This window comes from Enterobacter sp. HK-058-C-ECC (assembly GCF_047531125.1).
Lineage (GTDB): Bacteria > Pseudomonadota > Gammaproteobacteria > Enterobacterales > Enterobacteriaceae > Enterobacter > Enterobacter quasiroggenkampii.
The window spans coordinates 144,032-170,803 of record NZ_JBLKCH010000007.1 but is presented as its reverse complement, the minus strand read 5'-3'; the positions used below and the strand labels follow the sequence as shown (position 1 = coordinate 170,803).

23 protein-coding genes, 1 tRNA gene and 1 pseudogene are annotated in these 26,772 nt (G+C 56.4%); 8 read left to right on the top strand and 17 right to left on the bottom strand.

What is annotated here, in order from left to right; all coding sequences use genetic code 11:
* Nucleotides 1–172 precede the first annotated feature (172 nt).
* The 4 genes from ACMWJS_RS15320 to ACMWJS_RS15305 all read right to left on the bottom strand — a co-directional run bounded on the left by ACMWJS_RS15320 (nucleotide 173) and on the right by ACMWJS_RS15305 (nucleotide 3,707).
* Entirely contained in the window at nucleotides 173–1,261 is a 1,089-nt protein-coding gene (locus ACMWJS_RS15320) for an AAA family ATPase (protein ID WP_262808978.1), read from the bottom strand.
* A gap of 145 nt (nucleotides 1,262–1,406) precedes the next feature.
* A complete protein-coding gene (locus ACMWJS_RS15315) occupies nucleotides 1,407–2,366 on the bottom strand; it encodes a YbgA family protein (RefSeq protein ID WP_414747266.1) in 960 nt (319 codons plus the stop codon).
* 102 nt (nucleotides 2,367–2,468) lie between these two features.
* Entirely contained in the window at nucleotides 2,469–2,882 is a 414-nt protein-coding gene (gene uraH, locus ACMWJS_RS15310) for a hydroxyisourate hydrolase (protein ID WP_045907932.1), read from the bottom strand.
* Nucleotides 2,883–2,981: 99 nt separating this feature from the next.
* A complete protein-coding gene (locus ACMWJS_RS15305) occupies nucleotides 2,982–3,707 on the bottom strand; it encodes a MerR family transcriptional regulator (protein ID WP_048030818.1) in 726 nt (241 codons plus the stop codon).
* A 117-nt stretch (nucleotides 3,708–3,824) separates the two neighbouring features.
* Here ACMWJS_RS15305 and ACMWJS_RS15300 point away from each other — a divergent pair, with 117 nt between their 5' ends.
* The 3 genes from ACMWJS_RS15300 (at nucleotide 3,825) to ACMWJS_RS15290 (ending at nucleotide 5,977) form a co-directional block, all read left to right on the top strand.
* Nucleotides 3,825–4,349 (top strand): lipocalin family protein, encoded by a 525-nt coding sequence (locus tag ACMWJS_RS15300; protein ID WP_063622787.1) that lies wholly within the window; start codon nucleotides 3,825–3,827, stop codon nucleotides 4,347–4,349.
* Nucleotides 4,350–4,427: 78 nt separating this feature from the next.
* Entirely contained in the window at nucleotides 4,428–5,474 is a 1,047-nt protein-coding gene (locus ACMWJS_RS15295) for a class I SAM-dependent methyltransferase (RefSeq protein WP_414747265.1), read from the top strand.
* Between the two features lie 65 nt (nucleotides 5,475–5,539).
* The gene (locus ACMWJS_RS15290; protein WP_414747264.1) at nucleotides 5,540–5,977 is read left to right on the top strand and encodes an acetyltransferase; all 438 of its coding nucleotides are present in this window, start codon (nucleotides 5,540–5,542) and stop codon (nucleotides 5,975–5,977) included.
* A 29-nt stretch (nucleotides 5,978–6,006) separates the two neighbouring features.
* Here ACMWJS_RS15290 and ACMWJS_RS15285 read toward each other — a convergent pair whose 3' ends face one another.
* From ACMWJS_RS15285 to ACMWJS_RS15275, 3 genes are all read right to left on the bottom strand, one after another.
* The gene (locus tag ACMWJS_RS15285; RefSeq protein ID WP_045352829.1) at nucleotides 6,007–6,306 is read right to left on the bottom strand and encodes a helix-turn-helix domain-containing protein; all 300 of its coding nucleotides are present in this window, start codon (nucleotides 6,304–6,306) and stop codon (nucleotides 6,007–6,009) included.
* On the bottom strand, nucleotides 6,303–6,653 hold the full coding sequence (locus ACMWJS_RS15280; protein ID WP_045907956.1) for a type II toxin-antitoxin system RelE/ParE family toxin: 351 nt from the start codon (nucleotides 6,651–6,653) through the stop codon (nucleotides 6,303–6,305). Before ACMWJS_RS15280 ends, ACMWJS_RS15285 begins: the two co-directional genes overlap by 4 nt.
* A 429-nt stretch (nucleotides 6,654–7,082) precedes the next feature.
* Complete coding sequence (locus ACMWJS_RS15275; RefSeq protein WP_414747263.1) at nucleotides 7,083–7,424, bottom strand: SymE family type I addiction module toxin; 342 nt, start codon at nucleotides 7,422–7,424, stop codon at nucleotides 7,083–7,085.
* Between the two features lie 91 nt (nucleotides 7,425–7,515).
* Between ACMWJS_RS15275 and ACMWJS_RS15270 the strand changes: the two are divergent.
* Nucleotides 7,516–7,703: pseudogene (locus ACMWJS_RS15270) on the top strand (hypothetical protein).
* A 5-nt stretch (nucleotides 7,704–7,708) separates the two neighbouring features.
* Here the strand turns inward: ACMWJS_RS15270 and ACMWJS_RS15265 are convergent.
* Nucleotides 7,709–8,335, bottom strand: a complete 627-nt coding sequence (locus ACMWJS_RS15265; RefSeq protein ID WP_262780899.1) for a DUF6680 family protein — start codon at nucleotides 8,333–8,335, stop codon at nucleotides 7,709–7,711.
* An 80-nt stretch (nucleotides 8,336–8,415) separates the two neighbouring features.
* Nucleotides 8,416–8,510, bottom strand: a tRNA-Sec gene (locus ACMWJS_RS15260).
* Nucleotides 8,511–8,800: 290 nt separating this feature from the next.
* Between ACMWJS_RS15260 and ACMWJS_RS15255 the strand changes: the two genes are divergently transcribed.
* Together ACMWJS_RS15255 and yicI are read left to right on the top strand one after the other, a co-directional pair.
* Nucleotides 8,801–10,192 (top strand): glycoside-pentoside-hexuronide family transporter, encoded by a 1,392-nt coding sequence (locus tag ACMWJS_RS15255; protein ID WP_414747262.1) that lies wholly within the window; start codon nucleotides 8,801–8,803, stop codon nucleotides 10,190–10,192.
* 12 nt (nucleotides 10,193–10,204) lie between these two features.
* Nucleotides 10,205–12,523: an alpha-xylosidase gene (yicI, locus tag ACMWJS_RS15250; RefSeq protein WP_414747261.1), complete on the top strand. Its 2,319-nt coding sequence runs from the start codon at nucleotides 10,205–10,207 to the stop codon at nucleotides 12,521–12,523.
* A gap of 140 nt (nucleotides 12,524–12,663) precedes the next feature.
* On the opposite strand, the gene ACMWJS_RS15245 is transcribed toward yicI, so the two are convergent.
* A complete protein-coding gene (locus ACMWJS_RS15245; protein WP_414747260.1) occupies nucleotides 12,664–14,346 on the bottom strand; it encodes an AsmA family protein in 1,683 nt (560 codons plus the stop codon).
* Between the two features lie 119 nt (nucleotides 14,347–14,465).
* Nucleotides 14,466–15,857, bottom strand: a complete 1,392-nt coding sequence (xanP, locus tag ACMWJS_RS15240) for a xanthine/proton symporter XanP (RefSeq protein ID WP_014881972.1) — start codon at nucleotides 15,855–15,857, stop codon at nucleotides 14,466–14,468.
* A gap of 225 nt (nucleotides 15,858–16,082) precedes the next feature.
* Between xanP and gltS the strand changes: the two genes are divergently transcribed.
* Nucleotides 16,083–17,285 (top strand): sodium/glutamate symporter, encoded by a 1,203-nt coding sequence (gene gltS, locus ACMWJS_RS15235; protein WP_048028149.1) that lies wholly within the window; start codon nucleotides 16,083–16,085, stop codon nucleotides 17,283–17,285.
* A 1-nt stretch (nucleotide 17,286) separates the two neighbouring features.
* On the opposite strand, the gene recG is transcribed toward gltS, so the two are convergent.
* The 5 genes from recG to gmk are packed head-to-tail and all read right to left on the bottom strand — an operon-like array spanning nucleotide 17,287 to nucleotide 23,153.
* Nucleotides 17,287–19,368, bottom strand: coding sequence for an ATP-dependent DNA helicase RecG (gene recG / locus ACMWJS_RS15230; protein WP_048028147.1), 2,082 nt, complete (start codon nucleotides 19,366–19,368; stop codon nucleotides 17,287–17,289).
* A gap of 3 nt (nucleotides 19,369–19,371) precedes the next feature.
* Complete coding sequence (gene trmH / locus ACMWJS_RS15225) at nucleotides 19,372–20,061, bottom strand: tRNA (guanosine(18)-2'-O)-methyltransferase TrmH (protein WP_048028145.1); 690 nt, start codon at nucleotides 20,059–20,061, stop codon at nucleotides 19,372–19,374.
* A gap of 4 nt (nucleotides 20,062–20,065) precedes the next feature.
* Entirely contained in the window at nucleotides 20,066–22,180 is a 2,115-nt protein-coding gene (gene spoT / locus ACMWJS_RS15220) for a bifunctional GTP diphosphokinase/guanosine-3',5'-bis pyrophosphate 3'-pyrophosphohydrolase (protein WP_045907920.1), read from the bottom strand.
* A gap of 19 nt (nucleotides 22,181–22,199) precedes the next feature.
* Nucleotides 22,200–22,475, bottom strand: a complete 276-nt coding sequence (gene rpoZ / locus ACMWJS_RS15215) for a DNA-directed RNA polymerase subunit omega (protein WP_000135058.1) — start codon at nucleotides 22,473–22,475, stop codon at nucleotides 22,200–22,202.
* 54 nt (nucleotides 22,476–22,529) lie between these two features.
* On the bottom strand, nucleotides 22,530–23,153 hold the full coding sequence (gene gmk, locus ACMWJS_RS15210) for a guanylate kinase (protein WP_010426438.1): 624 nt from the start codon (nucleotides 23,151–23,153) through the stop codon (nucleotides 22,530–22,532).
* 251 nt (nucleotides 23,154–23,404) lie between these two features.
* Here gmk and ligB point away from each other — a divergent pair, with 251 nt between their 5' ends.
* Nucleotides 23,405–25,075, top strand: coding sequence for an NAD-dependent DNA ligase LigB (gene ligB, locus ACMWJS_RS15205; RefSeq protein WP_414747259.1), 1,671 nt, complete (start codon nucleotides 23,405–23,407; stop codon nucleotides 25,073–25,075).
* Here the strand turns inward: ligB and ACMWJS_RS15200 are convergent.
* Nucleotides 25,072–26,724: a phosphoethanolamine transferase gene (locus ACMWJS_RS15200; RefSeq protein WP_325842082.1), complete on the bottom strand. Its 1,653-nt coding sequence runs from the start codon at nucleotides 26,722–26,724 to the stop codon at nucleotides 25,072–25,074. The two genes, ligB and ACMWJS_RS15200, sit on opposite strands and share 4 nt — an antisense overlap.
* Between the last annotated feature and the right edge of the window lie 48 nt (nucleotides 26,725–26,772).

Below are 26,772 nucleotides of genomic sequence, written 5' to 3'. Positions count from 1 at the left end.
ATGTCTTTATCAAAAATGATGGCCTGGCCCCCACGAGAGAGTAGATTAATCTCCGGCGGTCCGGCCTCACCAGTCCCTTTATATGGTTAAGCAGGGCCGGGTATCTGGGGTTCTTTATTGGCATGCTTCACTGAAGCGAGATGCGAAAAAACAGCCTCCGTACCCATTGAGACTACCCCAGCCTCTCCACCCGCGTCTCTCCCTCCACCATCGACAGCTGATACAGCGAAAATGATCGCTGCTTCTCAATCAACGTCGCCAGCTCCGGCGAGTGGCTGGTGAGCCAGATCTGCGAGTAGCGGCTGGCCTCGGCGATTAAGCTCGCCAGGGCAGGCAGCATCTGCGGGTGCAGGCTGTTTTCCGGTTCGTTCAACGCGATAAACGCCGGTGGGCGCGGGCTTAACAGCGCTACCGCCAGGCACAGGAAGCGCAGGGTACCGTCGGAAAACTCCGCTGGCTCCAGCGGTCTGCTCAGCCCCTCGCGCTGCATCATCATCCGGAAACGTCCGCCGGTGTTGTCGCTATAAAACACGCAGCCGGGGAAGGCCTGGTCAAGGATGCGCATCAGCAGCAGCTCGTCGCCAATCTCGACAATGGTCTGAAACGCCGCCGCCAGGTTAGCGCCGTCGCTGGCCAGCACCGGGGAGCGGAAACCGACCTGCGGGGCCCGCATCGCCGAGCCGATTGATACAGAAAACTCATGATAAAAGCGCCAGTTACGCAGGGACTCGCGCATCTGCGACACTTCCGGGTAAAGGTGTGGTTCGCCGAGCTGTCCGAATACCGATTCGTTCTCGTACAGCGTGCCGCTGTGGGTCACCTTCTCGTGATGCACGTTGTTCAGAAACACCGCCTGGTTCTTACGCTTCATCAGCTGTGACGAAGGTCGACGGTGCTGGCCGCTCAGCCAGATGGACTCCTCTTTGATCACCGGGTCGAGCTGAAACTGCGAGGGATAGGGCAGCTTCTCCACAAACCCGACCTGCAGCTCGTATTCGTAGGCCTCTGTTTCTACCGCGAGGTTCATCCGCCGCAGCTGGTCGCTACGGGTTTTACCTGCCCAGAACACCTTCAGAATGCCGCCCTCGTTCGCCAGCGCCTGGGAAAACTGCCCCTGCGCGGCGCTGTGCATCAGGTGTATCGCCTTGTAGATATTCGATTTTCCGGTCCCGTTCGGCCCGAAGACGATATTGAGCTGCTCCAGCTCCAGCGACATCTCGCGGATGGAGCGGTAATTTTGAATGTGCAGGGTATTGATCACAGGCAGGCCCCTTTCGCAGAATAAGCCTGTATATAATCACAGTCTTTGAGATGAAATGCAAAAAAGAGACGACAGTGAGGATGTCGTCTAAACGGGGTACTGCTTTGGGCCTCTACGGGTCAATGGGGCCTTCGCATTTTTATGATCACTTGACTGCCAGACGCAGACCCAAATCATCAGGATAGGGATCAAAGTAGTTTTGCGTCATCAGATACCGGTCGGGGTATTCGGCCAGGTAGTGCTTCAGCAGCGTGATCGGGGCGAGGATAGGCAACTGTCCGTTGCGATAATGCAGGATCACGTCGCGCAGCTCGCCGCGCTGGCGGGTGTTCAGCTGGTTACGAAAATAGCCCTGAATATGCATCAGCACGTTGGTGTGATTCTTACGCGAAGCGGGTTTTTTCAGGATGGTCATCAGCTTTTCCCGGTACGCCACGAAGAAGGCGTCCAGGTCTTCCCACTCGTGCAGCGAGGCAACGAACGGGCCGATTTCACGGTAACCCGCCTGATGGTGCGCCAGCAGCTGGAGTTTGTAACGGCTGTGGAAGTCCAGCAGCGCGCGGCGCGTGAGGCCATTTTTACGCAGCGTGTTCAGTTCGTGCAGGGCAAAAACACGTTCGACAAAGTTTTCCCGCAGCACCGGATCGTGCAAGCGTCCATCCTCTTCCACGGGCAGCCACGGCCAGGTTTCAAGGAGGGCGGCGGTGAACAGCCCGACCCCCTCCTTGCGGCCCCGGTTGCCGTTTTCATCATACAGACGCACGCGTTCCATGCCGCAGCTTGGGGATTTAGCGCAGACGATAAAACCAGCGAGATCGCCGATTTTCGGCAAAAAATCTGCCGTAAAGTCCGCCATTTTCTGCGTAACGTCTTCGTGAGGCGCATGGCTAAAACGTATCTGCGTTTCACCGTGTTCCGTCATGATCAGACGCAGCGCCGGGCGAGGGGTCGGCAGGCCGATGGCCATTTCCGGGCAGACGGGCCTGAAATTCACCCACTGGGCCAGCTCATCCATGACGAAGCCCATACGCTTGTGTCCGCCGTCAAAGCGAACGGCGGATCCGGTCAAACATCCGCTAATACCTAGCACTGGTTTCGTCGTCATGGTGTCGTCCTCCCGTTCATATAATTAAAACTTACACAACATGACTAATTTGTCCAAGTATTAGCGGAACTATTTTTTTTATTCCTTTAGAATCAATGCGTCTTAGCTGCCCTTATAGGTCGAGTAACCGTACTGGCTCAGCAGAAGCGGGATATGCAGTTTCTCGTTGGTGCGTGTCACGGTAAACAGCACCGGGATCTCCGGGAAGAAGGAGTCGAGCTTTTTGCCGTGGAAGTACTCTGCGGTTTTGAAGGTCACTTTATACACGCCAGGCTGCATGTCCTGGTCCTGCGGATAGAGCGATTTGATGCGTCCATCCTGGTCAGTTTTACCGCTGGCGATCGGGGTCCATTTGTCCTGCTGCTGCTTTTCCAGCGTGACGGTGACGCCCGGTGGAGGCGTGCCGGTTTGCTGGTCGAGGATGTGTACGCTCAGGGTGCCAGCAGGAGCGGCGCTAAAGGCGGCAGGGGTAAAGGCCATCGCGGCCAGCATCAGCAGAGGGGCAGTTTTTTTCATGGTGTTTTCCTGTGGAGTTATTTGTGACAGGAAAACGTTAGCATCTGCGGCGCGGGAAAATATTCAACTTTTCGTGAAGATTCCCGCAGGAGAAAATGATCAGAGGATAATCACTTCAAGCGATACCTGCTGCTGCCACTGCTCCACCTGCTTTTTCCGCGCGGCGGTGAGCTTGCCGCTGGTAACCAGAAGCCATTTGCGCTCCGGGAAAATTTCCGGGGCCAGCGCGGCCGGAGGCGAGGGCAGAATGTCGATTCGGTGTCCCTGTCCGGTGCGCGTTAAGGCTTCGAGCCAGATCTCGCAGGCGTCGTTCAGGTGCCAGCCGCTGAGCAGAATATTATCGCCCGGCGCTTTTTTATCACCCTCGAGACAAAACGAGGTGTAGGCGATGATGATGCCGTCGAGGATTGCGCGCAGGGTCATGGCGGCGGCCACGTTGGCGGATACCTGGCTGCGCAGCGGGCGCAGCACGTTCGCGACCAGCTCGGGTCTTGGGTACTCGCGTCCGGCGTCGTAAATCATCTGGCGCAGGGACTCCACTTTGCCGTCCTGCAGGCGTTGCAGCATGTTCTGCTGCAGGGTTTGCCAGTTGTTAGTCCGGCCCGGCGTCGGGCGTTCCAGCAGCGGCTTGACCTGGCCGATCGGGACGCCTTTTTTTACCCAGTCGAGGATTTTGAGCGCCTGCTGGACGTCCTCATCGCTGTACTGGCGATGGCCGCCTTCCGTGCGCTGTGGCTTGAGTAAACCATAGCGACGCTGCCACGCCCGCAGGGTGGTGGCGGTGATGCCGCTGAGTCTGGCGAATTCGCCGATGGAGTAAGCCATGTCAGTGTCCAGAGTGGAGGAATACTCTCAATATACTACGAATTTTCCCGAACGGGATGAAGCGCCGAAACGGTGCACTACACTTAACATCCAACCGTGCAAATGAAAGGAATTCTCATGAAGCTATGGCCTGTTGTGACCGGTGTTGCGATTGCTTTGACGCTGGTCGCCTGTAAATCCCCCACGCCGCCGAAAGGCGTGCAGCCTATTACCCACTTTGACGCCAGCCGCTATCTCGGCAAATGGTACGAAGTCGCCCGTCTGGAAAACCGCTTCGAACGCGGGCTGGAGCAGGTGACGGCGACCTACGGCAAGCGCAGCGACGGCGGTATCAGCGTGCTTAACCGGGGCTACGATCCGGTGAAGAATAAGTGGAACGAGAGCGAGGGGAAAGCGTACTTTACCGGCGAACCGACCACGGCCGCGCTGAAGGTCTCCTTCTTCGGCCCGTTCTACGGCGGCTATAACGTGATCAGACTGGACGATAAGTACCAGTATGCGCTGGTCAGCGGCCCGAACCGCGATTACCTGTGGATCCTGTCGCGCACGCCGACCATCCCGGATGCGGTGAAGCAGGACTACCTGAATACTGCGCGCAGCCTGGGCTTCCGGGTTGATCAGCTGGTGTGGGTGAAGCAATAAAAATCGTGCTTTCTTCCTGGGGCATTACTGGCTCGCCTGGATAGACTTCCGTTAAAAGCCTAACGGGGAGAAGACGACATGAACTGGCAGCCTTTTCGCGGCGATGCGCCGGAAAATATGACGATTTTCAGCGCGTCATTTCCCGACGTCAGCGACCAGTGGCCGATGAAAGACGATGCTGCCCGGGAGATCGCCTCCCTTGACCGCGCCCTGAAAGCCGAGCCAGCGCTCCGTCCGCCGCGGGTGGAATACGACGAGGGCGGGCAGGCCGTGCTTGTCCCCCAGAACCGCTATTCCGAACAGGCCTTCCGTAACCGCCCGGCCCTCACCGCGTGGCGCACCCGGCTGGTCCCCTCCGCGCTGGCGCTGTTTGTGGTGCAAAACCCGCTGGAAGACCGCCTGCCCGACGGAACAAAAATGGACAGCGACAGCCGCCAGTGGTTTATCCACGCAAATGATGCCATCGGCGTGCGTTCCCGCGCCCGGGTGCTGGCCGCGCTGGTGGATAAGTACATTCACAATGAGAGCGAGAACAACTGGGTCAGCCTGGCGAGCGGCGCCGCCATCCCGGTGCTGGAGGCGCTGCGTGAAGCAAAGCTTGATGGCCAGCAGGTCTATCTCACGCTGGTGGACAAAGACCCCGTAGCGCTGAGCTGGGCGGAAACCATGGCGGCGCAGGAAGGCATTGTGGTGGGCGAACAGCTTACGCTGCTCAGGCGCAACCTGCTCCATACGCTGGTGCGTAACGAGGACCTGCTGCTGGAGCTGGGCGAGCATCAGGCCGAACTGGTCGACGCGCTGGGGATCTTCGAATACTTCAGCGATACCGATGCGGTGATTTTCCTTCAGCGCGCGCTACGTCTGGTCAAGCCCGGCGGGGCGGTGATTGTGTCGAACATGCTGACCAGCAGCCCGCACATTGACTTTGTGCTGCGCGGTATTGGCTGGGAGGATATACACCCGAGGACGCTGCAGCAGCTGCAGGACATCCACCTCGCGGCGGGCGTGCCGGTGGAAAACGTCACCGTGGTCGTGCCGAAGGACGGGGTGTACGCGGTGATGGAGATCAGGGTATGGGATGAAAAACCGCACGGTCAGTTCCCTCTCCCTGAGGGAGAGGGCTAGGGTGAGGGGGAACAGAGCGCAAGGAGTGACTTGAATTAACGTCCTAAACCGCACATGATCCCCCCATGAAAATAGAAACCGCACTCCCCACACACTTCGAACGTCTGGTCGCGATCTGGGAATCCTCCGTCCGAGCCACCCACCACTTTTTACAGGAAAGCGATATCGCGGCGCTGCGCCCGTTATTGCTTAACGCGTATTTGCCTAACCTCACCGTCGTGATGGCCCAGGATGACGCAGGCGTTATTCACGGCTTTTTAGGCGTGGATGAAAACCGCATTGAAATGTTGTTTGTTGACGATGCGAGCCGGGGGAAAGGCGTCGGGAAATTGCTGCTGCAACACGCCATCGCAGCGTTCGGTGCGAACGAAGTGGATGTGAATGAGCAGAACCCGCAGGGCGTCGCGTTTTATCGCCATATGGGGTTTAAGCAGGTCGGCCGCTCGGAACTGGACGGGCAGGGGAATCCGTTTCCGTTGCTGCATATGCGGTTGGCTAAGTGAATATTCACTTAACGCAGGAATCACGCTTGTTAGATATGAAATGCAACGCGTTTTCCTGTGGGAAGTTCAACGTCGATACAGAGTTTCCCACCCATTGCCTCGATGTAACGCTTAAGCGTGGCAATTTTTAGTTCATTTCCACGTTGCTCTATCTGAGTTACTGCGGGCTGGCTCACCCCCATCAGGTCAGCAACTTTTTTTTGCGAAAGCCTGAGCTCTTCGCGTAAAAGTTGCAGACCCGTTTCGAGGATCATTTCCTCTGCCATCTCTTTAATACGTTGTTGGCTTTCCGGTGAACGTGACGCAATCACTTCATTTAAGGTTTTCACTTGGCTGCCTCTTGGCTTGTCAGATGAAGGGAAAATTCGGCATCTGCGATGCGAATCATTTTTTCATAAAAGGTTTTGTCGTTACTCTTATCGCCCGCGCAAAGCACAATGGCCTGACGTACAGGATCAAATGCGAAGAAAGCACGAACAGGACGACCAGCGTATTGAATACGTAATTCTTTCATATGCTTATACCGTGAGCCTTTAACCGTATCTGCATAGGGACGAGGAAGACGTGGCCCATAGTGTTGCAGATTTAGCAGGTCTGCCAGTACCTTATCCTGTAATCCTTCTTCTTGTTCAAACAACCACTGCTCGAATACCTTTCCGAACCGAACCGTCCACATGCTTTCGTCCATGATAAGCTGTAGCTTATAAAAAGAATATAAGCTGTAGTTAATAAATGCAATGGCAGTCATCGACAGCCAGGCTGTTAGTGGCAGGAGTATGACAAAGAGGGGATTTCAAACGGATCGTGCAATTAAGAAATTGCGAGGCGCTTTCCAGCGTTTTTTCATTCATGCTGGAGAGTGAGGCTGGCGTTCGTTCGTGACGAACCTTTTGATCTGGTATTACTGGGACGTTTGAGGGTTCCTGGTGGAACTGGGCGCCTCAGAAGAGAGGTACCCGTTATGGTTAACTATCCTTTCTGGAAACCTGATGTTTCCCTTCAGGCGAACTATCCGGGATTTCCGGATAGTAGCATGTTAATCATTTTCTCGTGACGGATAATGGATGACATCATTATCAGTAATGCCGCCTCCATATTCTCAACGTTAAGCTCGGTGGTTTGTACTCACGTTTGCGAACCGCTTTCCAGGACGCGGAGTTTGAATCGCCGCAAGCGCGTCCTCTATCTCAATGAGCTTTGCCTTCGTCCGTTTATAATCGTCCTGCAAACGCTGCTCCTGCTCGTTATACGCCACCAAAACGATGCACCCTTTCATGATTTTTACCGTGACCTGCTGTCCGGTATCAAAACCTGCAGCGTGCAGCCACTTGCCGGAAAGGATGATATTCGGCGTGGATTTGTCGAAAACATTCGGGCGGTATCCCAGAATTAACGAACGCTCGGTTCCGGATTGGTCGGGGTCTGGGGCTGAATGTGAATCAGCCATAATCAACTTCTTGATAGTTAGTGAGGTTTGACGCTCCGGTTGTGTTCCCGCACATCGAGGCGTTGCTAATACAGGAGGTTTAGGTGACCTTATGTCAATTATATCGCGCGAAAAAAAACAAAAGGCGGCGGGCAGTCTCCGCAGTTTAAGATGCGTATTGATCCGCATTGAAGGAGCAGTTGGATGCTGTGGCGGCTGAGGAAGGGGGGGCTCGCCAGTTGGTTGAAAGAACTGGCGAGGGAGGCGTTACGAGCTAAACGTATTTCACCAAAAGCATGAACATATCAGTGTGATTCTTTATTGAAATCATTTGTATTTTTAGAAACGACCTCATCATCCGGATTGGCCTTATTCAGGGGGGCATTAGTAATAAACATCGGTAAGGCCGTATCGCCAGAGAAAACTTTTTCTAAACCCTTTAAGATATTTGCTTGTGTTGTTTCTAAATCGCCATGAGCAATTGGCCTATAACAGTCTCTTTGTAATTGTACTTTATCAAAATCATAATTCATTGCTTGAGAAAGAGCGTAGAGTAAGTCAGTAAAGAGATCATCGGATTTAGATATCCAAATGTTAATATCAGGGTAGTCTTGTATTTTATTTAGATGGCTGTTATAACTTTTCCAGGCGTGAGTAACAGTTTGTTCTTTCTTGGTTTGATATCTTATTTTTATTATTGGGATTTTTCTTCCATAAAATTCTATATCGATCATATTCAATGCTTGTACATGTTCTCTATGCAATCTTTGAGCTCTGGTGGACATTAGCGTTCTAAAAATAGATAAGCGGCTTTGTTTTCTTTCTCTAAATTGCTCTAATGTTTTTTGTATTTGAACAGCAAGAATAGGACCTATTATAACTGCTGCTGTCATAATTATATCTTTTGATTCCATGCCAAATAATATGTTCATATAACACTTCCCGAGTGATAGTTATAGAAATATTATATGCTTTAAGAATGGATAGTTTAAAATTTAATTATAAGAATTTTTGGCGGAAGATCACAGGAGTCGAACCTGCCCGGGAACGCTGGCGTCCCCAACTGGATTTGAAGTCCAGCCACCTCACCGGAGATGACGATCTTCCGCGCCTGCATTGCTACATGGAGGCGGGGCGCATTATAGCTACTTTCAGGCATTTACCACATACCCCACACCACTTTTTTCACCTCTCTTTTGACCTGTACCCCCCTGTTTCAGTTAATTCCTAATAAAATCCTCATGTTAGCCCTTCGTGCTCTCCAATATTTACCGCGATCACAAAAAACAAGAAACGTAATCTGCTAACCAGAAAACGCAATACCCGCTCAAGAAACAATGGTTTAAAAACACTGTAACCGGTCTCAGCGCCCCCTATAGCGTGAAGGATAAAAAAAGATGAGCGAAGTATTGTCAGTAAAAGAGAAGATTGGCTACGGCATGGGAGACGCCGCCAGCCACATCATTTTTGATAACGTCATGTTGTACATGATGTTTTTCTATACCGATATTTTCGGCATTCCCGCTGGATTTGTCGGCACCATGTTCCTGCTGGCGCGTGCGCTGGATGCGATCTCCGACCCGTGCATGGGGCTGATTGCCGACCGCACCCGCAGCCGCTGGGGCAAGTTCCGACCGTGGATTTTGTTCGGCGCGATCCCGTTCGGCATCGTCTGCGTGCTGGCCTACACCACGCCGGACCTTAGCCTCAACGGTAAAATGGTTTATGCCGCCGTGACCTACACGCTGCTGACCCTGCTCTATACCGTGGTCAATATTCCTTACTGCGCGCTGGGCGGCGTGATCACCAGTGACCCGACGCAGCGTATCTCCCTTCAGTCCTGGCGCTTTGTGCTGGCGACCGCGGGCGGCATGCTCTCCACGGTGCTGATGATGCCGCTGGTGAAGCTGATTGGCGGCGATGATAAGGCGTTCGGCTTCCAGGGCGGCATCGCCGTGCTGTCGGTGGTCGCGTTCCTGATGCTGGCGTTCTGCTTCTTCACCACCAAAGAGCGCATCCAGGTACCGCCGAGCACCACCTCCATGCGCGAAGACCTGCGCGATATCTGGCAAAACGACCAGTGGCGCATCGTGGGCGTGCTGACCATCCTCAACATCCTTGCCGTCTGCGTGCGCGGCGGCGCGATGATGTACTACTGCACCTGGATCATGGGCTCGCCGGAAGTGTTCGTCACGTTCCTCACCACCTACTGCGTCGGCAACCTGATTGGCTCCGCGCTGGCGAAACCGCTCACCGACTGGAAGTGCAAGGTCAGCATCTTCTGGTGGACTAACGCCGCGCTGGCGGTGGTCAGCGTGGCGATGTTCTTCGTGCCGATGCATGCCACCGTGGTGATGTTCGCCTTTATCTTCGTCATTGGCGTGTTGCACCAGCTGGTGACGCCGATCCAGTGGGTAATGATGTCCGATACCGTCGACTACGGTGAATGGACCAACGGCAAGCGCCTGACCGGCATCAGCTTTGCAGGCACGCTGTTCGTGCTGAAGCTGGGTCTGGCGCTGGGTGGGGCGATGATCGGCTGGATGCTGGCAGGCGGCGGCTACGACGCGGCGGCCAAAACCCAGAACAGCGCGACCATCAGCATCATTATCGGCCTGTTTACCCTGGCCCCGGCGGTCTGCTATGTGCTGAGCGCCATCATCGCCAAACGCTACTACACGCTGAAAACCCCCTTCCTGACCAAAATCCTGGGCGAGCTGGCACAGGGCGCGCGCCGCAATCAGCAGGAATTTGAAACCCTGCCGGTCAGCAAAGAATTGCAGAACTAAGAGGATGAAAGCATGAAAATCAGTGATGGAAACTGGCTTATTCAACCGGGCCTGAATGTGACCTATCCGGTTCAGGTGTTCGACGTGGAGCAGCAGGGTAATGACCTGGTGGTGTATGTGGCGCCGCGCGACGTGCGCGAACGCACCTGGCAACTCGACACGTTGATGTTCACGGTGCGCCTGTTTGCTCCACAGGAAGGGATTGTCGGGGTGCGCATCGAGCACTTCCAGGGCGCCCTGAACAACGGTCCACATTATCCGCTGAACGTCCTGAAAGACGTGAAGGTTGAGATCGAAAACAACGCCGAATTTGCCGAGCTGAAAAGTGGCAGCGTCAGCGTTCGCGCCACCAAAGGCGAATTCTGGGCGCTGGATTTCCTGCGCAACGGCCAGCGTATTACCGGCAGCCAGCTGAAAAATAACGGCTACGTGCAGGACAGCAATACCCACCGCAATTACGTTTTTGAGCGTCTGGATCTGGGCGTGGGGGAAACGGTCTATGGTCTGGGCGAGCGCTTCACCGCGCTGGTGCGCAACGGCCAGACGGTCGAGACCTGGAACCGCGACGGCGGCACCAGCACCGAGCAGTCCTATAAAAATATCCCGTTCTACCTGACCAACCGCGGCTACGGCGTGCTGGTGAATCACCCGGAAAATGTCTCGTTCGAAGTGGGATCTGAGAAGGTCTCTAAGGTGCAGTTCAGCGTTGAAGGCGAATATCTTGAGTACTTCGTGATCGACGGCCCGACGCCAAAAGAGGTGCTGAACCGCTATACGCAGTTCACCGGGCGTCCGGCGCTGCCGCCTGCCTGGTCGTTCGGCCTGTGGCTCACCACCTCGTTCACCACCAATTACGACGAAGCGACGGTGAACAGCTTTATCGACGGTATGGCCGAGCGCGACCTGCCGCTGCACGTCTTTCACTTCGACTGCTTCTGGATGAAGGCCTTCCAGTGGTGTGACTTCGAGTGGGATCCGGTGACCTTCCCGGACCCTGAAGGAATGATCCGCCGCCTGAAGGAGAAAGGGCTGAAGGTTTGCGTGTGGATTAACCCGTACATTGGACAGAAATCGCCGATCTTCCGTGAGCTGAAAGATAAAGGCTACCTGCTCAAGCGCCCTGACGGCTCCCTGTGGCAGTGGGACAAATGGCAGCCGGGGCTGGCGATTTACGACTTCACCAACCCGGACGCGTGCCGGTGGTATGCCGACAAGTTGAAAGGCCTGGTGGATATCGGCGTCGACTGCTTCAAAACCGACTTCGGCGAGCGTATTCCGACGGACGTGCAGTGGTTCGACGGGTCCGATCCGCAGAAGATGCACAACCATTACGCCTACATCTATAACGAGCTGGTGTGGAACGTGCTGAAAGAGACGGTGGGGGAAGAAGAGGCGGTGCTGTTTGCCCGCTCCGCGTCCGTGGGTGCGCAGCAGTTCCCGGTGCACTGGGGTGGTGACTGCTACGCCAACTACGAATCAATGGCGGAAAGCCTGCGCGGCGGGCTGTCGATTGGCCTGTCCGGCTTCGGTTTCTGGAGCCACGACATCGGCGGCTTCGAAAACACCGCCCCGGCGCACGTCTACAAGCGCTGGTGCGCGTTCGGGCTGTTCTCCAGCCACAGCCGCCTGCACGGCAGCAAATCCTACCGCGTGCCGTGGGCGTACGATGACGAGTCCTGCGACGTGGTGCGCCACTTCACGCAGCTGAAGTGCCAGCTGATGCCGTATCTGTACCGTCAGGCGACGCTGGGCCGCGAGTTCGGCACGCCGATGCTGCGGGCGATGATGCTGGAGTTCCCGGACGATCCGGCGTGCGATTACCTCGACCGTCAGTACATGCTGGGGGATTCGTTAATGGTGGCGCCGGTGTTCTCCGAGGCGGGCGACGTGCAGTTCTACCTGCCGGAAGGGCGCTGGACGCACCTGTGGCACAACGACGAAATCCAGGGCAGCCGCTGGCATAAGCAGCAGCACGATTTCATGAGCCTGCCGGTCTACGTGCGCGACAACACGCTGCTGGCGCTGGGCAATAATAACCAGAAGCCCGACTACGCGTGGCACGAGGGGACGGCCTTCCAGCTGTTTAACCTGGACGATGGCGCAACGGCGGTGAGCGAAGTGCCTTCGGCGGACGGCGCGGTGGCGTTTATGCTGAAGGCATCGCGTCAGGGCGACATCGTGACCTTTACCGGCGCGGGAGACGCGCAAAACTGGTCGGTGTGTTTGCGCAACGTGCAGACGGTGAGCGGCGTGAAGGGCGGTTCGCAGGCGGGCAGCGAGTGGGGCGTGGTAGTGAAAGCCGAAGGGGACGAGGTGGTGGTTCAGCTCTGAGGTGGAAAATGCCCGGTGGCGCTTCGCTTACCGGGCCTACGGTAATTATGCGCTCTGATGCCCTCACCCTGACCCTCTCCCACAGGGAGAGGGAACCAAAACCTCGTAGGCCGGGTAAGGCGAAGCCGCCACCCGGCTTTTTACTGTGCCGACACTACCCCGCCCGTCATCGTCTGCTCTACCTGCTGCTTATCCATATTCACCGCGCTCAGCTTCCCATTCACCGTTGGCTTCAGCGGCGCACTGGCCTGGACGCTGCCGCTGGCGGTGAGCTGAATATTGCCGTCGCCCGCAATCGGCAGCGCAGGCCAGCCCCACTGCTGCAGCACGTTGAGCGGGACGCCGCGCCCGTTCAGGCTCACTGCGGTCTGCCGCTGCGGAAGTTGTGAAACGGTCGCCGTCGCTTCCAGAATGCCTTTTTCGGTAAACGCGCTGAGGTCGGTAATATTCACCGTGGCGGCGTTGGCATTCAGCGCCAGCGACGGACGACGTACGTCGACGCGGTTAAAGGTCGCCGCCGCGCCGTTCAGGGTCGCGCTGCCGCCCCAGACGCCCCACTGGCGATCTTTCACCAGCTGCAGGTTTGCGCCATAGCCATCCAGAGAAGTGATCTGCCACGGGAAGGCAGGATCGATGTCGATCACCAGGTTGCGGCTCAGGCCGAATTTTTGCAGCGTGACGCTGTTCAGCCATTCCGGCAGAGGCGCCATCCACAGCGTTTTCCAGTTCTGCGGCAGGGTGTACTCCAGCCCGGCGATGGCGACATCGTCCAGCACCAGCGCTTTGCCGTCGCGCAGCCAGTTGCCGGAGGTGCGCACCATGCCGCCTTCCCAGCGGGAGGTGAACTGACGCAGCGCCATGCCCTGCGGGGAAAACTCCGCATTCAGGATCGGGTCAAACAGATGCAGCGAGCCGTAGATAAACTCGCTGGCGTTCATCGACAGACGGCCCTCCTGGCTCTGCCAGTCGCCTTTGCTTAGCGTCAGGTTGCGCAGGCTTAAATCGAGATCGGTCACCGCCCAGTCCGGGCCCTGAAGCCGGGCGTCGGTCACGTCCAGACGACCAATCTGCAGAGAGGGGATAGTGGCCAGCGGCGCGAAGAAAGCGGCCAGCGTTTTATCGCTCTGCAGGCGGATTTCGTTCAGGCGCATGGTGTCGATAATCCAGCTCCCGTCGGCGTTGCGCAGGGCGGAGCCGGTGAGTGAGCCGCGGGCCATATCGGCACCAATCGTATTCAGCACCACCTCCTTGCCGTTAAGCTGGCCCTCGATCAGCACGTTGGTGGCCGGTACGCCGTTCAGAGTCAGCGAGCCTGCGCTCATCTGGATCTGCGCGTGATTACCCAGCACGTTGCCCGCTTCCGGCTGCCATGGGCTGACGCCGCCCGTCACCTTCTGCGCGCTCAGATCCCATTCGGTATTCGGGCTGTTGAACGCCATGTTGTTCAACTGCAGACGATCGGCCTGGAAAGGCAGCGGCGCGGTCTGCGGGGAGAGATTCAGCGTGCCGTCGAACAGGGCGATGGTGTCCACGTGCAGCGGATCGGTTATCTGGCGGCTACTCAGGCCGATATCCACTTTTTTGGCAACCAGGGTGGCGGGTTTTCCGTCCCGACCGAAGGTGACGTTTTCCAGAATGAGGTGGGAAGGCGACGAAAAGCGGTGATTCATCTTGTCGAAACTGAGTTCGTAGTCGGTATTCACCGTAACCCAGCTGCTGACCTGAGCCGCACCCCAGCGGGTCTGGAGCAGAATATAGAGCGCCAGCATCACAATGAGCAGGGCTACCAGAAGATAGACGAGTAGCTTTCCAATAAATTTCATGGTCTTCCATCCCGCAAAACGCACATAAGGGAGTTATGCACGATTTATGCGCAATCCTCAAGGCGGGAATGGTGTAATTAGATGTCACGGCAGGCATTGACTGCCTGCCGTGAGAGAAATCAATTTTTCTCAGGCGGGAAAACGAGGTTCAGCACGATAGCGGTGATACCGCCTGCGGCAATGCCGGAAGAGAGCAGGTTTTTCACCCAGTCCGGGGCAAACTGCAGGATCAGCGGCTGCTGAGAAACGCCCAGACCGACGGCCAGCGACAGCGCGATAATCATGATCGCGCGGCGGTTCAGCGGCTCGCGGGAGACGATACGCACGCCGGAGGCCGCGATCGTCCCGAACATCACCAGCGTTGCGCCGCCCAGCACCGGCTCGGGAATGTGCTGTACAAAGCCGCTCACCGCCGGGAACAGGCCGAGGACGATCAGCATCAGCGCCACCACGAAGCCAACGTAGCGGCTGGCCACGCCGGTCAGTTGGATCACGCCGTTGTTCTGACCGAAGCAGGAGTTCGGGAAGGTGTTGAAGACCGCAGAGACAAACGAGTTGAGGCCGTTCGCCAGCACGCCGCCTTTCAGGCGCTTCATGTACAGCGGGCCGGAAACGGGCTGCTCGGAGACGTCTGAGGTGGCGGTGATGTCGCCGATGGTCTCCAGAGAGGTGATCATAAAGACCAGCATCAGCGGCAGGAGCAGGCCCCAGTCAATGCCCAGACCGTAGTACAGCGGCGTGGGGACGGTGATCAGCGCGCTGTTGGTCGGCGCGGTGTTTTCCGGCAGCATACCCAGCGCCCAGGCCAGCAGGTAACCCGCCGCCATGGCGATCACCAGCGAGGCGACGCGCAGGTAAGGGTTACGCTGACGGTTAAGCAGAATAATGATGGCCAGCACGACGCCTGCCAGTAGCAGGTTTTTCGGCGCGCCGAAGGTGTGGTCGCTCATCGCGGCATAGCCGCCACCGATGGAGGTAAGGCCCACCTGAATCAGCGACAGGCCGATAATCATCACGACGACGCCGGAAACCAGCGGGGTGATAACGCGGCGAGCCAGATGCAGAACGCGGGAGATCACCATCTCCGTACAGCTGGCCAGCATCAGGGTGCCGAACAGCGCCGCCATCATGGTCGGGACATCCGCGCCGCCGGTTTTCAGGGCCGTACCGCCCATGATCAGGGGCGCCACGAAGTTAAAGCTGGTGCCCTGAATCGACAATAATCCCGACCCCACCGGACCCCACGCTTTAATTTGAATAATCGAGGCCACGCCGGAGGCGAAAAGAGACATGCTGATAATGTGCTGCGTGTCCTGCGCCGGTAAGCCGAGCGCCTGGCAAATCAGCAGCGCCGGGGTGATCACCGCAACAAACATCGCCAGAAGATGCTGGCAGGCGGCGAAAAGCGTCTGCGGCAGCGGCGGGCGATCTTCAAGGCGGTAAATCAGTTCGCTATTTTGCTTCTGCGCAATCGGTTGCGCATCAGGCGACTCTATGGTGTTAACGGACATCGGCGGCAATCCCACGGTGGAAAAGCGGGCATTTTATCTGACCACCTGGTAAAAGCAAACGATTGCCAGCAAAAAAAGGCAAGAAAATCTGCCGCTGTGAGCAGGTTTTCTACAACGCATCGGGAAAAAAAATTACACTTTTTGCGCCGGGGGCTCATGAAGAGCGCAAACCGGCCCAGGATAACGCCGCGTGTGTAGGGAACACGCGCAAAAAAGGAGCCTTCTATGATTCATCTCGATACGTTGTCGACCCTTGTTGCCGCAACGCTGGTCTTACTGCTTGGTCGTAAGCTGGTACATAGCGTTTCCCTTCTGAAGAAATACACCATTCCTGAACCTGTCGCCGGTGGTCTGCTGGTGGCGCTGGCCCTGCTGGTGCTGAAAAAAAGCATGGGTTGGGAAATCGATTTTGATATGTCCCTGAAAGACCCGCTGATGCTGGCCTTCTTTGCCACCATCGGCCTGAACGCCAACCTGGCGAGCCTGCGGGCGGGCGGTAAGGTGCTCGGTGTATTTTTGATTGTGGTGGTGGGGCTGCTGCTGATGCAAAACGCCATTGGTATCGGGATGGCGTCGCTGCTGGGACTGGATCCGCTGATGGGGCTGCTGGCAGGGTCGATCACCCTGTCAGGCGGTCACGGTACCGGGGCCGCGTGGAGCAAGTTGTTTATCGAGCGCTACGGGTTTGAAAACGCGACGGAAGTGGCGATGGCCTGCGCGACCTTTGGTCTGGTGCTGGGTGGCCTGATTGGCGGCCCGGTGGCTCGCTATCTGGTGAAGCACTCCACCACGCCGGACGGCAGGCCGGACGATGAGCTGGTGCCGACAGCATTCGAAAAGCCGGACGTCGGGCGCAGCATTACCTCGCTGGTGCTGATTGAAACCATCGCTATGATCGCCATCTGCCTGACCGTGGGCAAAGTGGTTGCGCAATGGCTGGCGGGCTCAGCGTTTGAGTTGCCAACGTTTGTCTGCGTGCTGTTTATCGGGGTGATCCTGAGCAACGGTCTGGCGCTAATGGGCTTCTACCGCGTATTTGAACGGGCGGTGTCGGTGCTCGGCAACGTCTGCCTGTCGCTGTTCCTGGCGATGGCGCTGATGAGCCTCAAGCTGTGGGAGCTGGCCTCGCTGGCGCTGCCAATGGTGGCGATTCTGGCAGTGCAGACCCTGTTTATGGCGCTGTACGCCATGTTTGTCACCTGGCGGATGATGGGCAAAAACTATGATGCGGCGGTGCTGGCGGCGGGTCACTGCGGGTTTGGTCTGGGGGCCACCCCGACGGCTATCGCCAACATGCAGGCGATCACCGAACGCTTCGGGCCATCGCACATGGCGTTTCTGGTGGTCCCGATGGTCGGGGCGTTCTTTATTGATATCGTCAACGCGCTGGTGATTAAGCTGTACCTGATGCTGCCGATGTTTGCCTGAATCAGGCGTTGGAATAGCGTTCGGTTTCCGGCATCCAGCGCTCAATTAACGCTGCCGCCTGTTCGGGGTAGCGTTCATGAATGTGGCGGGCGAGGCGCTGAACCTCGGGGATCATGGCCTGATCGCGCAGCAAATCCGCGACTTTGAATTCCGCGTTCCCCGTCTGACGCGTGCCCAGCAGTTCACCGGGGCCGCGGATCTCAAGGTCTTTTTGCGCAATCACAAAACCGTCGTTACTGTCGCGCAGCACCTGCAAACGCATCTGGGCGGTTTTCGAGAGCGGGGCTTTGTAGAGCAGGACGCAGTGGGACGCTACCGCGCCACGGCCAACGCGTCCGCGCAGCTGGTGGAGCTGGGCCAGGCCCAGGCGCTCCGGGTTTTCGATAATCATCAGGCTGGAGTTCGGGACGTCCACACCCACTTCAATGACCGTCGTGGCGACCAGCAAATGCAGCTCGCCCTGCTTAAACGACTGCATCACCGCCTGCTTTTCGGCAGGCTTCATGCGTCCGTGAACCAGGCCCACGTTCAGCTCCGGCAGCGCCAGCTTAAGCTCTTCCCACGTGGCTTCGGCAGCCTGCGCCTCCAGCAGTTCCGACTCTTCAATCAGCGTACAAACCCAGTAGGCCTGACGCCCTTCGTGGGTGCAGGCGTTGCGCACGCGATCGATGATATCGCTGCGACGCGTGTCAGGAATGGCAACCGTCGTCACCGGCGTTCGGCCGGGAGGGAGTTCGTCGATGGTGGAGGTATCCAGATCGGCGTAAGCCGTCATCGCCAGGGTGCGCGGGATCGGCGTGGCGGTCATGATCAGCTGATGCGGATGGAAGCCCTGCTGCAGTCCCTTTTCCCACAGCGCCAGACGTTGATGCACGCCGAAGCGGTGCTGTTCATCGATAATCACCAGCGCAAGGCCGTTGAACTGCACCTGCTCCTGGAAGATAGCGTGCGTGCCGACAATCATCTGCACCTGCCCGCTGGCGATGGCCTCCTGTTGCGCAAGGCGTGCTTTGCCTTTTTGCTTTCCGGCAAGCCAGCCGACTTCAATCCCGAGCGGTGCAAACCAGGCGCGGAAATTATTGGCGTGTTGTTCAGCCAGCAGTTCGGTCGGTGCCATCAGCGCGACCTGTTTGCCGTGGGCAATTGCGCGCAGGGCGGCCAGCGCGGCAACCAGCGTTTTACCGGACCCCACGTCGCCCTGCACCAGGCGCATCATCGGCACGTCGAGCGCCATATCGCGTTCAATCTCGGCGGTGACGCGCGCCTGTGCGCCGGTGGGTTTAAACGGCAGGGAGGCCAGCAGCTTATCTTTGAGCTCATCACGCGGGCTTAATGGCTGGGCATGGAAACGCTGCGCGCCGGCGCGCAGCGCCAGCATGCTCAGGTTATGGGCCAGTAATTCCTCAAGGATAAGACGCTGTTGAGCGGGGTGTTTGCCGCTTTCTAAGTCGCTGAGCTGCAGCGTTGGCGGCGGGCGGTGCAGAGTACGCAGCGCCTCGGGCAGGCTCATCATGCCCTGTGCCAGCTCGGGCGGCAGCAGTTCGGTAATGGCGCAGGTATCCAGCAGCTCCAGCGCCTGATCGGTGAGCTTACGCAGCGTCGCCTGCTTGATGCCTTCGGTCGTCGGATAAACCGGGGTGAGCGTCTCCTGCATCTCTGGCGTGCTGAGATCGCCCTGCACGCGGTACTCCGGGTGGATCATCTCTGCGCCATATTTCCCGCGTTTGGCTTCGCCATAGGCCAGCACCCTGCGGCCCGTTGCCAGGCTGTTTTTCATCGCCGCGCTGAAGTTGAAAAATCGCATGGTGAGAATGCCGGTGCCGTCGCTGATCTGACAGGTCATCATCCGGCGTCCGCCGAAGGTGATGTTGCAGTTCAGAACTTCGCCTTCAACGGTGGCGTAAATGGCGGGAAGGAGATCGCCGATCTTGTAAAGCTGGGTGCGGTCTTCGTAACGCAGGGGGAGGTGAAGCAGGAGATCCTGCACGGTGTGCAGGCCAATTTTAGCCAGCTTATTGCTTTGCGCCGCGCCCACGCCCGTCAGGCTGTTGAGCGGGATGGCATCCAGCAGGCGGCCTTTCATCGCTTACCCGGCGTACTGCATGGTGGCCCACCACTCGGCATCGGCTTCAATTTCGCCCTGCGCGTTGACGTGGGGGTAAGGCAATTTTTTCTGCTTCGCAACGCGAGCCAGCACCGGATATCCACCTTCAAACAACAGGCGCTGCTGTTCCTCTTCCGGCAGCATGCTGTTGCTGCGCTCGTACATGCCGGCGTTCTGACGCTGGCGCTGCGCTTCATACAGAATGAGCGCGGAGGCCACGGAGACGTTGAGTGACTGGACCATGCCAATCATCGGAATGATGATGTCCCGATCCGCCAGATCCAGCGCTTCCTGGGTGATCCCGGTTTTCTCCTGGCCCATCAAAATGCAGGTCGGGCGGGTGTAGTCGATCTCGCGGAAATCCACGGCCTTAGCGGACAGGTTAGTGGCAAGGATCTGCATCCCGCGTCCTTTCAGGTGCGATACGGCTTCGCCAATTGTCTGGTGAGATTTGACGGAAACCCAACTGTTACTGCCTGCCGCGGCAGAGACCATGGTTCGCATCCGGTGACCAGGCCAGACGGCGTGCACTTCATGCACACCGACGGCATCGGCGGTACGAACGATAGCAGAGACGTTATGCGGTTTATGGACCTGCTCCATGCAGACCGTCAGGTCAGGCTGACGCCTGGCGAGCATTTCGCATATCCGCGCGTAACGTTGTGAATTCATGCCGCTAGTTTCGGTTACGGGTGACTTTAATCACGTCCGGCATGACGCGGATCTTGCGCATAATATTCGCCAGATGCACGCGGTCGCGGGCGGTCAGACGAATAAAGGCGCTGTATACGCGGCCATCTTTTTCTTCCGTATTCAGGCTTTGAATATTGGAAGACGCCGTGTTGATCGCTGCCGTCAGGTTCGCCAGGGCACCCTGATGGTTGAACATATCCACCTTAATTTCGGTGATAAATTCCTGCGCGGTCTCTTTATCCCATTCGACCGCCATAAACTTCTCGGCCTCTTTCTGGTAGCCGCGGATGTTACGACAGGATTCATGGTGGATAACCAGCCCTTTACCCGGGCTGACGTGCGCAATAATCGGGTCGCCAGGAATTGGACGGCAACATTTTGCGAAGGTGATCAGCACCCCGTCCGCGCCTTTAATCGGCAGATGTCCGTGGCCTGGCGTAGCTGCAGGCACGGCTGTCGTGTCGCCTTGCTGCAGGTTCTTCGCCACCACCACGCTCATGGCGTTGCCGAGGCCGATCTCTGCCAGCAGGTCGTCAAGCGACGCGAGCTTCATGCGCTCCAGCTCACGCTGGACGTTCTCCTGCGGGATTTCAGCCAGCTTGCGACTGCCGCCCAACGCGTGGTTGAGAAGACGACGCCCAAGGCTGACGGAATCATCACGCTTGAGGTTTTTCAGCAGTTGGCGAATTTTGGCGCGTGCTTTAGAACTCACGACAAAGTTCAGCCAGGCCGCGTTTGGACGTGCGCCCGGCGCGGTAATGATTTCCACCGTCTGGCCGCTGGAGAGCGGCTGAGACAGCGGGTAAGGCTGTCTGTCGACGCGCGCGCCCACGCAGGCATGGCCGATATCGGTATGCACGGCGTAAGCGAAGTCGACCGGTGTTGCGCCCGCAGGCAGTTCGACAATGCGGCCTTCTGGGGTGAAAACGTAAATCTCATCCGGGAAGAGATCGGATTTCACGCTCTCGATAAATTCAAACGAGCTACCCGCACTCTGCTGAAGTTCCAGCAGGCTCTGCATCCAGCGCTGGGCGCGGATTTGTGCGGTCGTGCTGCTTTCGCCACCGTGCTCTTTATAGGCCCAGTGCGCGGCCACACCCATCTCTGCCATCTGGTCCATGTCTTCGGTACGAATTTGCACCTCAACAGGCACGCCGTGCGGCCCGATCATCGAGGTGTGCAAAGATTGATAGCCGTTCGCTTTTGGAATGGCGATGTAATCTTTCATCCGCCCTGGACGCGGTTTATAGAGGCTGTGCATCTGCCCCAGCACGCGATAACAGGTATCTGAATCGTGGACAATCACGCGGAAGGCGTAGATATCCATGATCGAGTGAAAACGTTGCTCTTTGAGCACCATTTTGCAGTAGATGGAGTACAGGTGTTTTTCGCGACCGCTGACGCGGCACGGAATCCCCGCTTCCTGCAAACGCCCTTCGATTTCAGAGAGGATCTTTTGAATCATCTCTTTACGGTTGCCGCGTGCGGCTTTCACCACCTCTTTAATCACGCGATAGCGGTTCGGGTACAACGCTTCAAAACCCAGCTCTTCCAGCTCGGTTTTAATGTGGTGAATACCTAAACGGTGCGCCAGCGGACTGTAGATTTCGAGGGTTTCACGGGCAATGCGGCGACGTTTATCCGGGCGAAGTGAGCCCAGCGTGCGCATGTTGTGGGTGCGGTCAGCGAGTTTGATGAGAATGACGCGGATATCCTGCACCATCGCCATAATCATCTTGCGGAAGTTTTCGGCTTGCGCCTCTTTCTTGTCGCGGAAATTCAGCTTATCAAGCTTAGAGACCCCTTCCACCAGTTCGGCAACGCTTTTGCCAAACAGCTGTTCCATGTCCTGGTAAGTGGCAGGGGTATCTTCAATCACGTCGTGCAGCAGCGCGGCCATCAGCGTTTCGTAGTCGAGTTTCATCTCGGCCAGAATACAGGCCACCGCTACCGGGTGCGTGATGTAGGGTTCACCGCTTGAACGTGTCTGGCCCTCGTGAGCGTCACGTGCAACGAGATACGCCTGCTGAAGACGCTTAATCTGGTCTTCAGGCAGGTAGGTTTGAATCAGTTGATTCAGGCTTTCAAACAGATACAAGGGCGACCCGCAGGTTTAATTAACGACGACCTTCAGCAATAGCGGTTACGGCCTGCAGTTCTGCGGCTTCCTGCTCTTGCTGCTCCTGGCGCTCACGCACGTCGAGGATCTGGTTGTTGATCAGACCTTCTTCGATTTCGCGAAGTGCAATAACGGTGGTTTTATCGTTTTCTTCCGGTACCAGCGGATCTTTACCGCCTACCTGCATCTGACGAGCGCGACGCGCGGCGACCAGCACCAGGTCAAAACGGTTACCAATTTTCTCTACAGCGTCCTGAACAGTTACGCGTGCCATACTTAAAATGCTCCACAGGTGAAGAAATGACTGGGCATGATACTGAAAGTGGGTTCAGTCTGCCAACAGTTTGGTGATTAATGCGTCATGTCGCTGCTTCTGGCGGCTCATACGCAGACGTTCTGCACGAAGAATGGTTTTGAGATCGCTCAGCGCGGCATCAAAATCATCATTCACAATAAGGTAATCATATTCCGCGTAATGGCTCATTTCTGCAACAGCCTGTTCCATACGCTTTGCGATGACTTCTTCGCTGTCCTGACCGCGGCCACGCAGGCGGCGATCCAGCTCATCTTTCGATGGCGGTAAAATAAAGATACTGCGCGAGTCAGGCATTTTCTTGCGAATTTGCTGTGCACCCTGCCAGTCGATATCCAGGAACACATTCACGCCCGTGGCCAGAACCTGCTCAATGGTTTCACGCGAGGTACCGTAGTAATTACCGAATACTTCAGCGTGTTCAAGAAACGCATCTCTGCCGATCATCGCTCTGAACTCGTCGTGATCCACAAAGAAATAGTGTTCACCGTGCACTTCACCCGGACGCGGCGCTCGCGTGGTGTGAGAAACAGAAACCTGTGTGTCGTACAACGGTTGGGTTTTTAACAGTGCCTGAATAAGGCTGGATTTACCCGCGCCACTAGGGGCAGAAACAATATAAAGCGTGCCTTGAGCCATGAGAGTCTTTTGTATGTGTTAACGAAGAAGTCCTACATACGGGCTTATTATACACGTCACTGCCGTGTGACGTAGCCTTTGTCACACTTTTTCCCCTGGATTATTGAATTTTGCGTGCCGTTTTCAGGTTTTATCCGTGGTTTTCAGCAACCCCAGGAATTACCGGATAGCGTCTCGCAGTGTGAACCGTTGCCGTTAGCGTTGTTTCAGACATCGGGGTATACCTCCTGCAACGCAAAGGAGGGGTAGCGATGTGGCGATGGATAAGCGGGTTAATGCTGTTGTGGTGTGGCTATGGCGCGGCGGTATGTCCGGTCTGGTCGCAGGCAAAAGCAGAGAAAGAGATGGCGTCGTTAAGCGCGCAAATCAAACGCTGGGATGACGCTTACTGGAAGCAGGGCGTGAGCGAAGTTAACGACGAGGTTTACGATCAGCTTAACGGGCGGTTAACGCAGTGGCAGCGCTGTTTTGGCACTGAACTCTCAGGAGAGAAACTTCCTCCGCTGACCGGGAGCGTCAAACATCCTGTTGCCCATACGGGCGTACATAAGGTGGCCAGCAAAGAGGAGCTGAAACAATGGATGCGTGCGCGGCAACATCTGTGGATGCAGCCCAAAGTTGACGGTGTGGCGGTAACGCTGGCCTACCGTGACGGAAAGTTAATCCAGGCCATCAGTCGCGGTGATGGCCTGAAAGGGGAGGACTGGACCGGGAAGGTACGTTTAATCCCGTCTGTTCCGCAAAAGCTCACCGGCAAGCTGGCGAACAGCGTCTTACAGGGCGAGCTTTTCTGGCTAAGCGACAATCACATTCAGCAGCAGATGGGTGGGATGAACGCTCGCGCAAAGGTGGCGGGTGTGATGATGCGCCAAAAGGATAACGCGCTATTGAATAAGCTCGGCGTATTCATCTGGGCCTGGCCGGATGGGCCGAAAAATATGCAGACATCTTTAGCTGAACTGTCTCAGGCCGGTTTTACGCTGTCGGCACGGTATACGCTACCCGCCGAATCTGTTGACGCCGTCGAGAAACAACGCGCGGCCTGGCACGTAGCTGCATTACCCTTTGCCACGGATGGCATTGTGGTGCGGTCGGAGGATACGCCTGCGGGGGAAGGCTGGTTGCCGGGCGAAGGCAACTGGGTGGTTGCGTGGAAATATATGCCAGCAGCCCAGGTGGCCGAGGTGAGTGATATACATTTTTCCGTGGGGCGAACGGGCAAAATGTCCGTTGTAGCCGCGCTGGAACCCGTGCAACTGGATGATAAACAGGTGCAGCGGGTGAGTCTGGGCTCAATTGAGCGCTGGCAGCGGCTGGATATTGCCCCGGGGGATCAGATCCAGGTCAGCCTGGCCGGGCAGGGTATTCCCCGGTTTGATAAGGTGGTCTGGCGCGGGACGGACAGACATAAACCTGAGCCTCCCGCCTCGCGTTATCATGCGCTTAGCTGTTTTTATGCTTCGCCGGAGTGTATGGAGCAGTTCTTTGCCCGACTGGCGTGGCTCAGCTCAAAGCAGGTGTTTGATATTGAAGGATTAGGTGAGTCAGGCTGGCGGACCCTCTGGCAGGCGCATCATTTTGAACATCTCTTTTCGTGGCTGTTATTAACGCAGGCGCAAATGCAGGCTACGCCTGGATTTTCCTCCGCGCGTGGGCTGGCGCTCTGGCATCGATTTAATCTGGTGCGCGAGAAGCCTTTTATCCGCTGGCTCATGGCACTGGGTGTTCCGCTGACGCAGGCTTCGCTGAAGGCGATGGGGGACGTAACGTGGCAAACATTGAGCGGACGTAACGCAAAGGACTGGCAGAGCCTGCCGGGAACGGGAGAGAAGAAGGCGCGACAAATTGTTGCATTCATCCATGACCCTGGCGTTGCCGGCCTGGCTTCCTGGCTAGGCAAGCAGGGTCTGCCCGGATTTTAGAGCGAGCTTGCTTTAGCTTTGCGCCAGGGGGTATGTCTGTCTGGTGAACTGAAGGTTTCGCGAAGCTGATCGTAGTCATAGATGTGGCGGCCGCCATCAATTACCGGGATCAGTGTAGGAGCCTGATAGCACGCTGCAAGCACCGAGCTGCATTGATCAACACCCGTTGTGATTCCAAGCCACGTTAACATCAACTCATAATTGCTTGCTGTGGGCCACGCTTCATGTACCCACCCCACCGCTCTTTTTTGGGCATTCAGGGCTTGCTGGCTATACCAGATAAACTGGGGGACCTGGTAAGCCTCTTTGCTTGGGTTGCGTGAGCCATGCATATAGATGGAATTCAGTTGCGGGTTTTTTTCCAGCCCATGGTCTGAAAAATAGAGCATAGAGGATGCGCTGCCCTGCAGACGTTTAGCCACTTCGCCAATGAAGTAGTCGGTAAACAGAATCGCGTTATTGTAGCAATCTTCATATTTGTTGCCGGTATGCAGAATATTCGCTGATGCCGGATACCGATCGCAGGCCATCTCATGGCTGCCGTTGATATGCAGGAAAATTAACTTCTTGCCGGGGGCTTTAAGCGCCTCATCCAGGGCCGGTAAAAGCTCGGTGTCATAACGGGTATCAATCCACTGGGCTTTATGGCTGATAGAGGCAATGGCCACAATGTAGTTATTGCTCTTGCCTGTGTTACCCTGGGCGCTAATCCACTCGGTGTGATAGCCCGTTTTTTTAGCGACGCTAACGATATTGTCAGCAAGCTTATCGGTGGTGAAGTGGTCTGGATCAGCTTTGCTTAAAATCATCGGCACGGAAAGCACGGTGGCTGACGCGGGGGCAATAGCATTGCTAAAGATGAGGGCGTCCTTCGCCAGCCTGGATTCCACTGGCGTGGTATCCTGGTGAAAACCGTAGAGCTTCATATTGCTGCGACGTGCGGATTCACCCACGATAACAACATAGTTTTCGATGCCCGTATCATGATATTGCAACGCAGGATAATTGACGCTGTGCTGGCTAATTTTCTCCGCCAGCGCGTTATCGCGATGGGCAATAATGAACTCTGCACCGGTGTAAAACGGCGTATTGGTTAAAATCCGCGAGCTTAGCGGATAATAAACTTCAAGATCGTGGCGTTTTTTTAGCCAGTTCGCCGTTGAATACCAGCCCAAATAAACGGCAAGCAGAACGAAGCCGACAGTTCTCACACGGGAAGAAACATGCTCGCTCGTCGATTTGATTGCGTACCAGGTGACAACAAAGTAAGCAACCGCGGCTGGTAAACAGTGCAGGTATAAACCTGACATGCTTTTCGCTTCGGCTACGTGAGTGCCGAGAATACTCATCGCAAATACGGTGTTAAATTCGCTCTGGTAGACACTCCATGTGCTGTAAGCAACCGCAAAATTTAACGTAAGCAGGGCGGTTAAAACAAATGCGACGATCTTACCGGGAAGCGTGCGATAGATCGCTGCGGCGCAGACCAGTAAGAGCGCATTACAAATCGCAATGCGCACTGCGAATCGCGCAGGTTGTGTTAAAAATACTGGCCATAACTGAATCAGCACGGAAACGAGCAGCAAAATTAAAAAATGGCTGCTGAGTTTTTTATTAATAATCAGTGCTGACGTTTTGGCAAAGGACATTGTTTTAACGCAAGTTTATGGGGACAAAGTGGCGACATTTTATCGTGT

Coding starts and splice junctions, on each gene's coding strand:
- ACMWJS_RS15315 (WP_414747266.1), bottom strand. CDS start 2,366: ATGACGACGAAACCAGTGCTAGGTATTAGCGGATGTTTGACCGGATCC.
- uraH (WP_045907932.1), bottom strand. CDS start 2,882: ATGAAAAAAACTGCCCCTCTGCTGATGCTGGCCGCGATGGCCTTTACC.
- ACMWJS_RS15305 (WP_048030818.1), bottom strand. CDS start 3,707: ATGGCTTACTCCATCGGCGAATTCGCCAGACTCAGCGGCATCACCGCC.
- ACMWJS_RS15300 (WP_063622787.1), top strand. CDS start 3,825: ATGAAGCTATGGCCTGTTGTGACCGGTGTTGCGATTGCTTTGACGCTG.
- ACMWJS_RS15295 (WP_414747265.1), top strand. CDS start 4,428: ATGAACTGGCAGCCTTTTCGCGGCGATGCGCCGGAAAATATGACGATT.
- ACMWJS_RS15290 (WP_414747264.1), top strand. CDS start 5,540: ATGAAAATAGAAACCGCACTCCCCACACACTTCGAACGTCTGGTCGCG.
- ACMWJS_RS15280 (WP_045907956.1), bottom strand. CDS start 6,653: ATGTGGACGGTTCGGTTCGGAAAGGTATTCGAGCAGTGGTTGTTTGAA.
- ACMWJS_RS15275 (WP_414747263.1), bottom strand. CDS start 7,424: ATGGCTGATTCACATTCAGCCCCAGACCCCGACCAATCCGGAACCGAG.
- ACMWJS_RS15265 (WP_262780899.1), bottom strand. CDS start 8,335: ATGAACATATTATTTGGCATGGAATCAAAAGATATAATTATGACAGCA.
- ACMWJS_RS15255 (WP_414747262.1), top strand. CDS start 8,801: ATGAGCGAAGTATTGTCAGTAAAAGAGAAGATTGGCTACGGCATGGGA.
- yicI (WP_414747261.1), top strand. CDS start 10,205: ATGAAAATCAGTGATGGAAACTGGCTTATTCAACCGGGCCTGAATGTG.
- ACMWJS_RS15245 (WP_414747260.1), bottom strand. CDS start 14,346: ATGAAATTTATTGGAAAGCTACTCGTCTATCTTCTGGTAGCCCTGCTC.
- xanP (WP_014881972.1), bottom strand. CDS start 15,857: ATGTCCGTTAACACCATAGAGTCGCCTGATGCGCAACCGATTGCGCAG.
- gltS (WP_048028149.1), top strand. CDS start 16,083: ATGATTCATCTCGATACGTTGTCGACCCTTGTTGCCGCAACGCTGGTC.
- recG (WP_048028147.1), bottom strand. CDS start 19,368: ATGAAAGGCCGCCTGCTGGATGCCATCCCGCTCAACAGCCTGACGGGC.
- trmH (WP_048028145.1), bottom strand. CDS start 20,061: ATGAATTCACAACGTTACGCGCGGATATGCGAAATGCTCGCCAGGCGT.
- rpoZ (WP_000135058.1), bottom strand. CDS start 22,475: ATGGCACGCGTAACTGTTCAGGACGCTGTAGAGAAAATTGGTAACCGT.
- gmk (WP_010426438.1), bottom strand. CDS start 23,153: ATGGCTCAAGGCACGCTTTATATTGTTTCTGCCCCTAGTGGCGCGGGT.
- ligB (WP_414747259.1), top strand. CDS start 23,405: ATGTGGCGATGGATAAGCGGGTTAATGCTGTTGTGGTGTGGCTATGGC.
- ACMWJS_RS15200 (WP_325842082.1), bottom strand. CDS start 26,724: ATGTCCTTTGCCAAAACGTCAGCACTGATTATTAATAAAAAACTCAGC.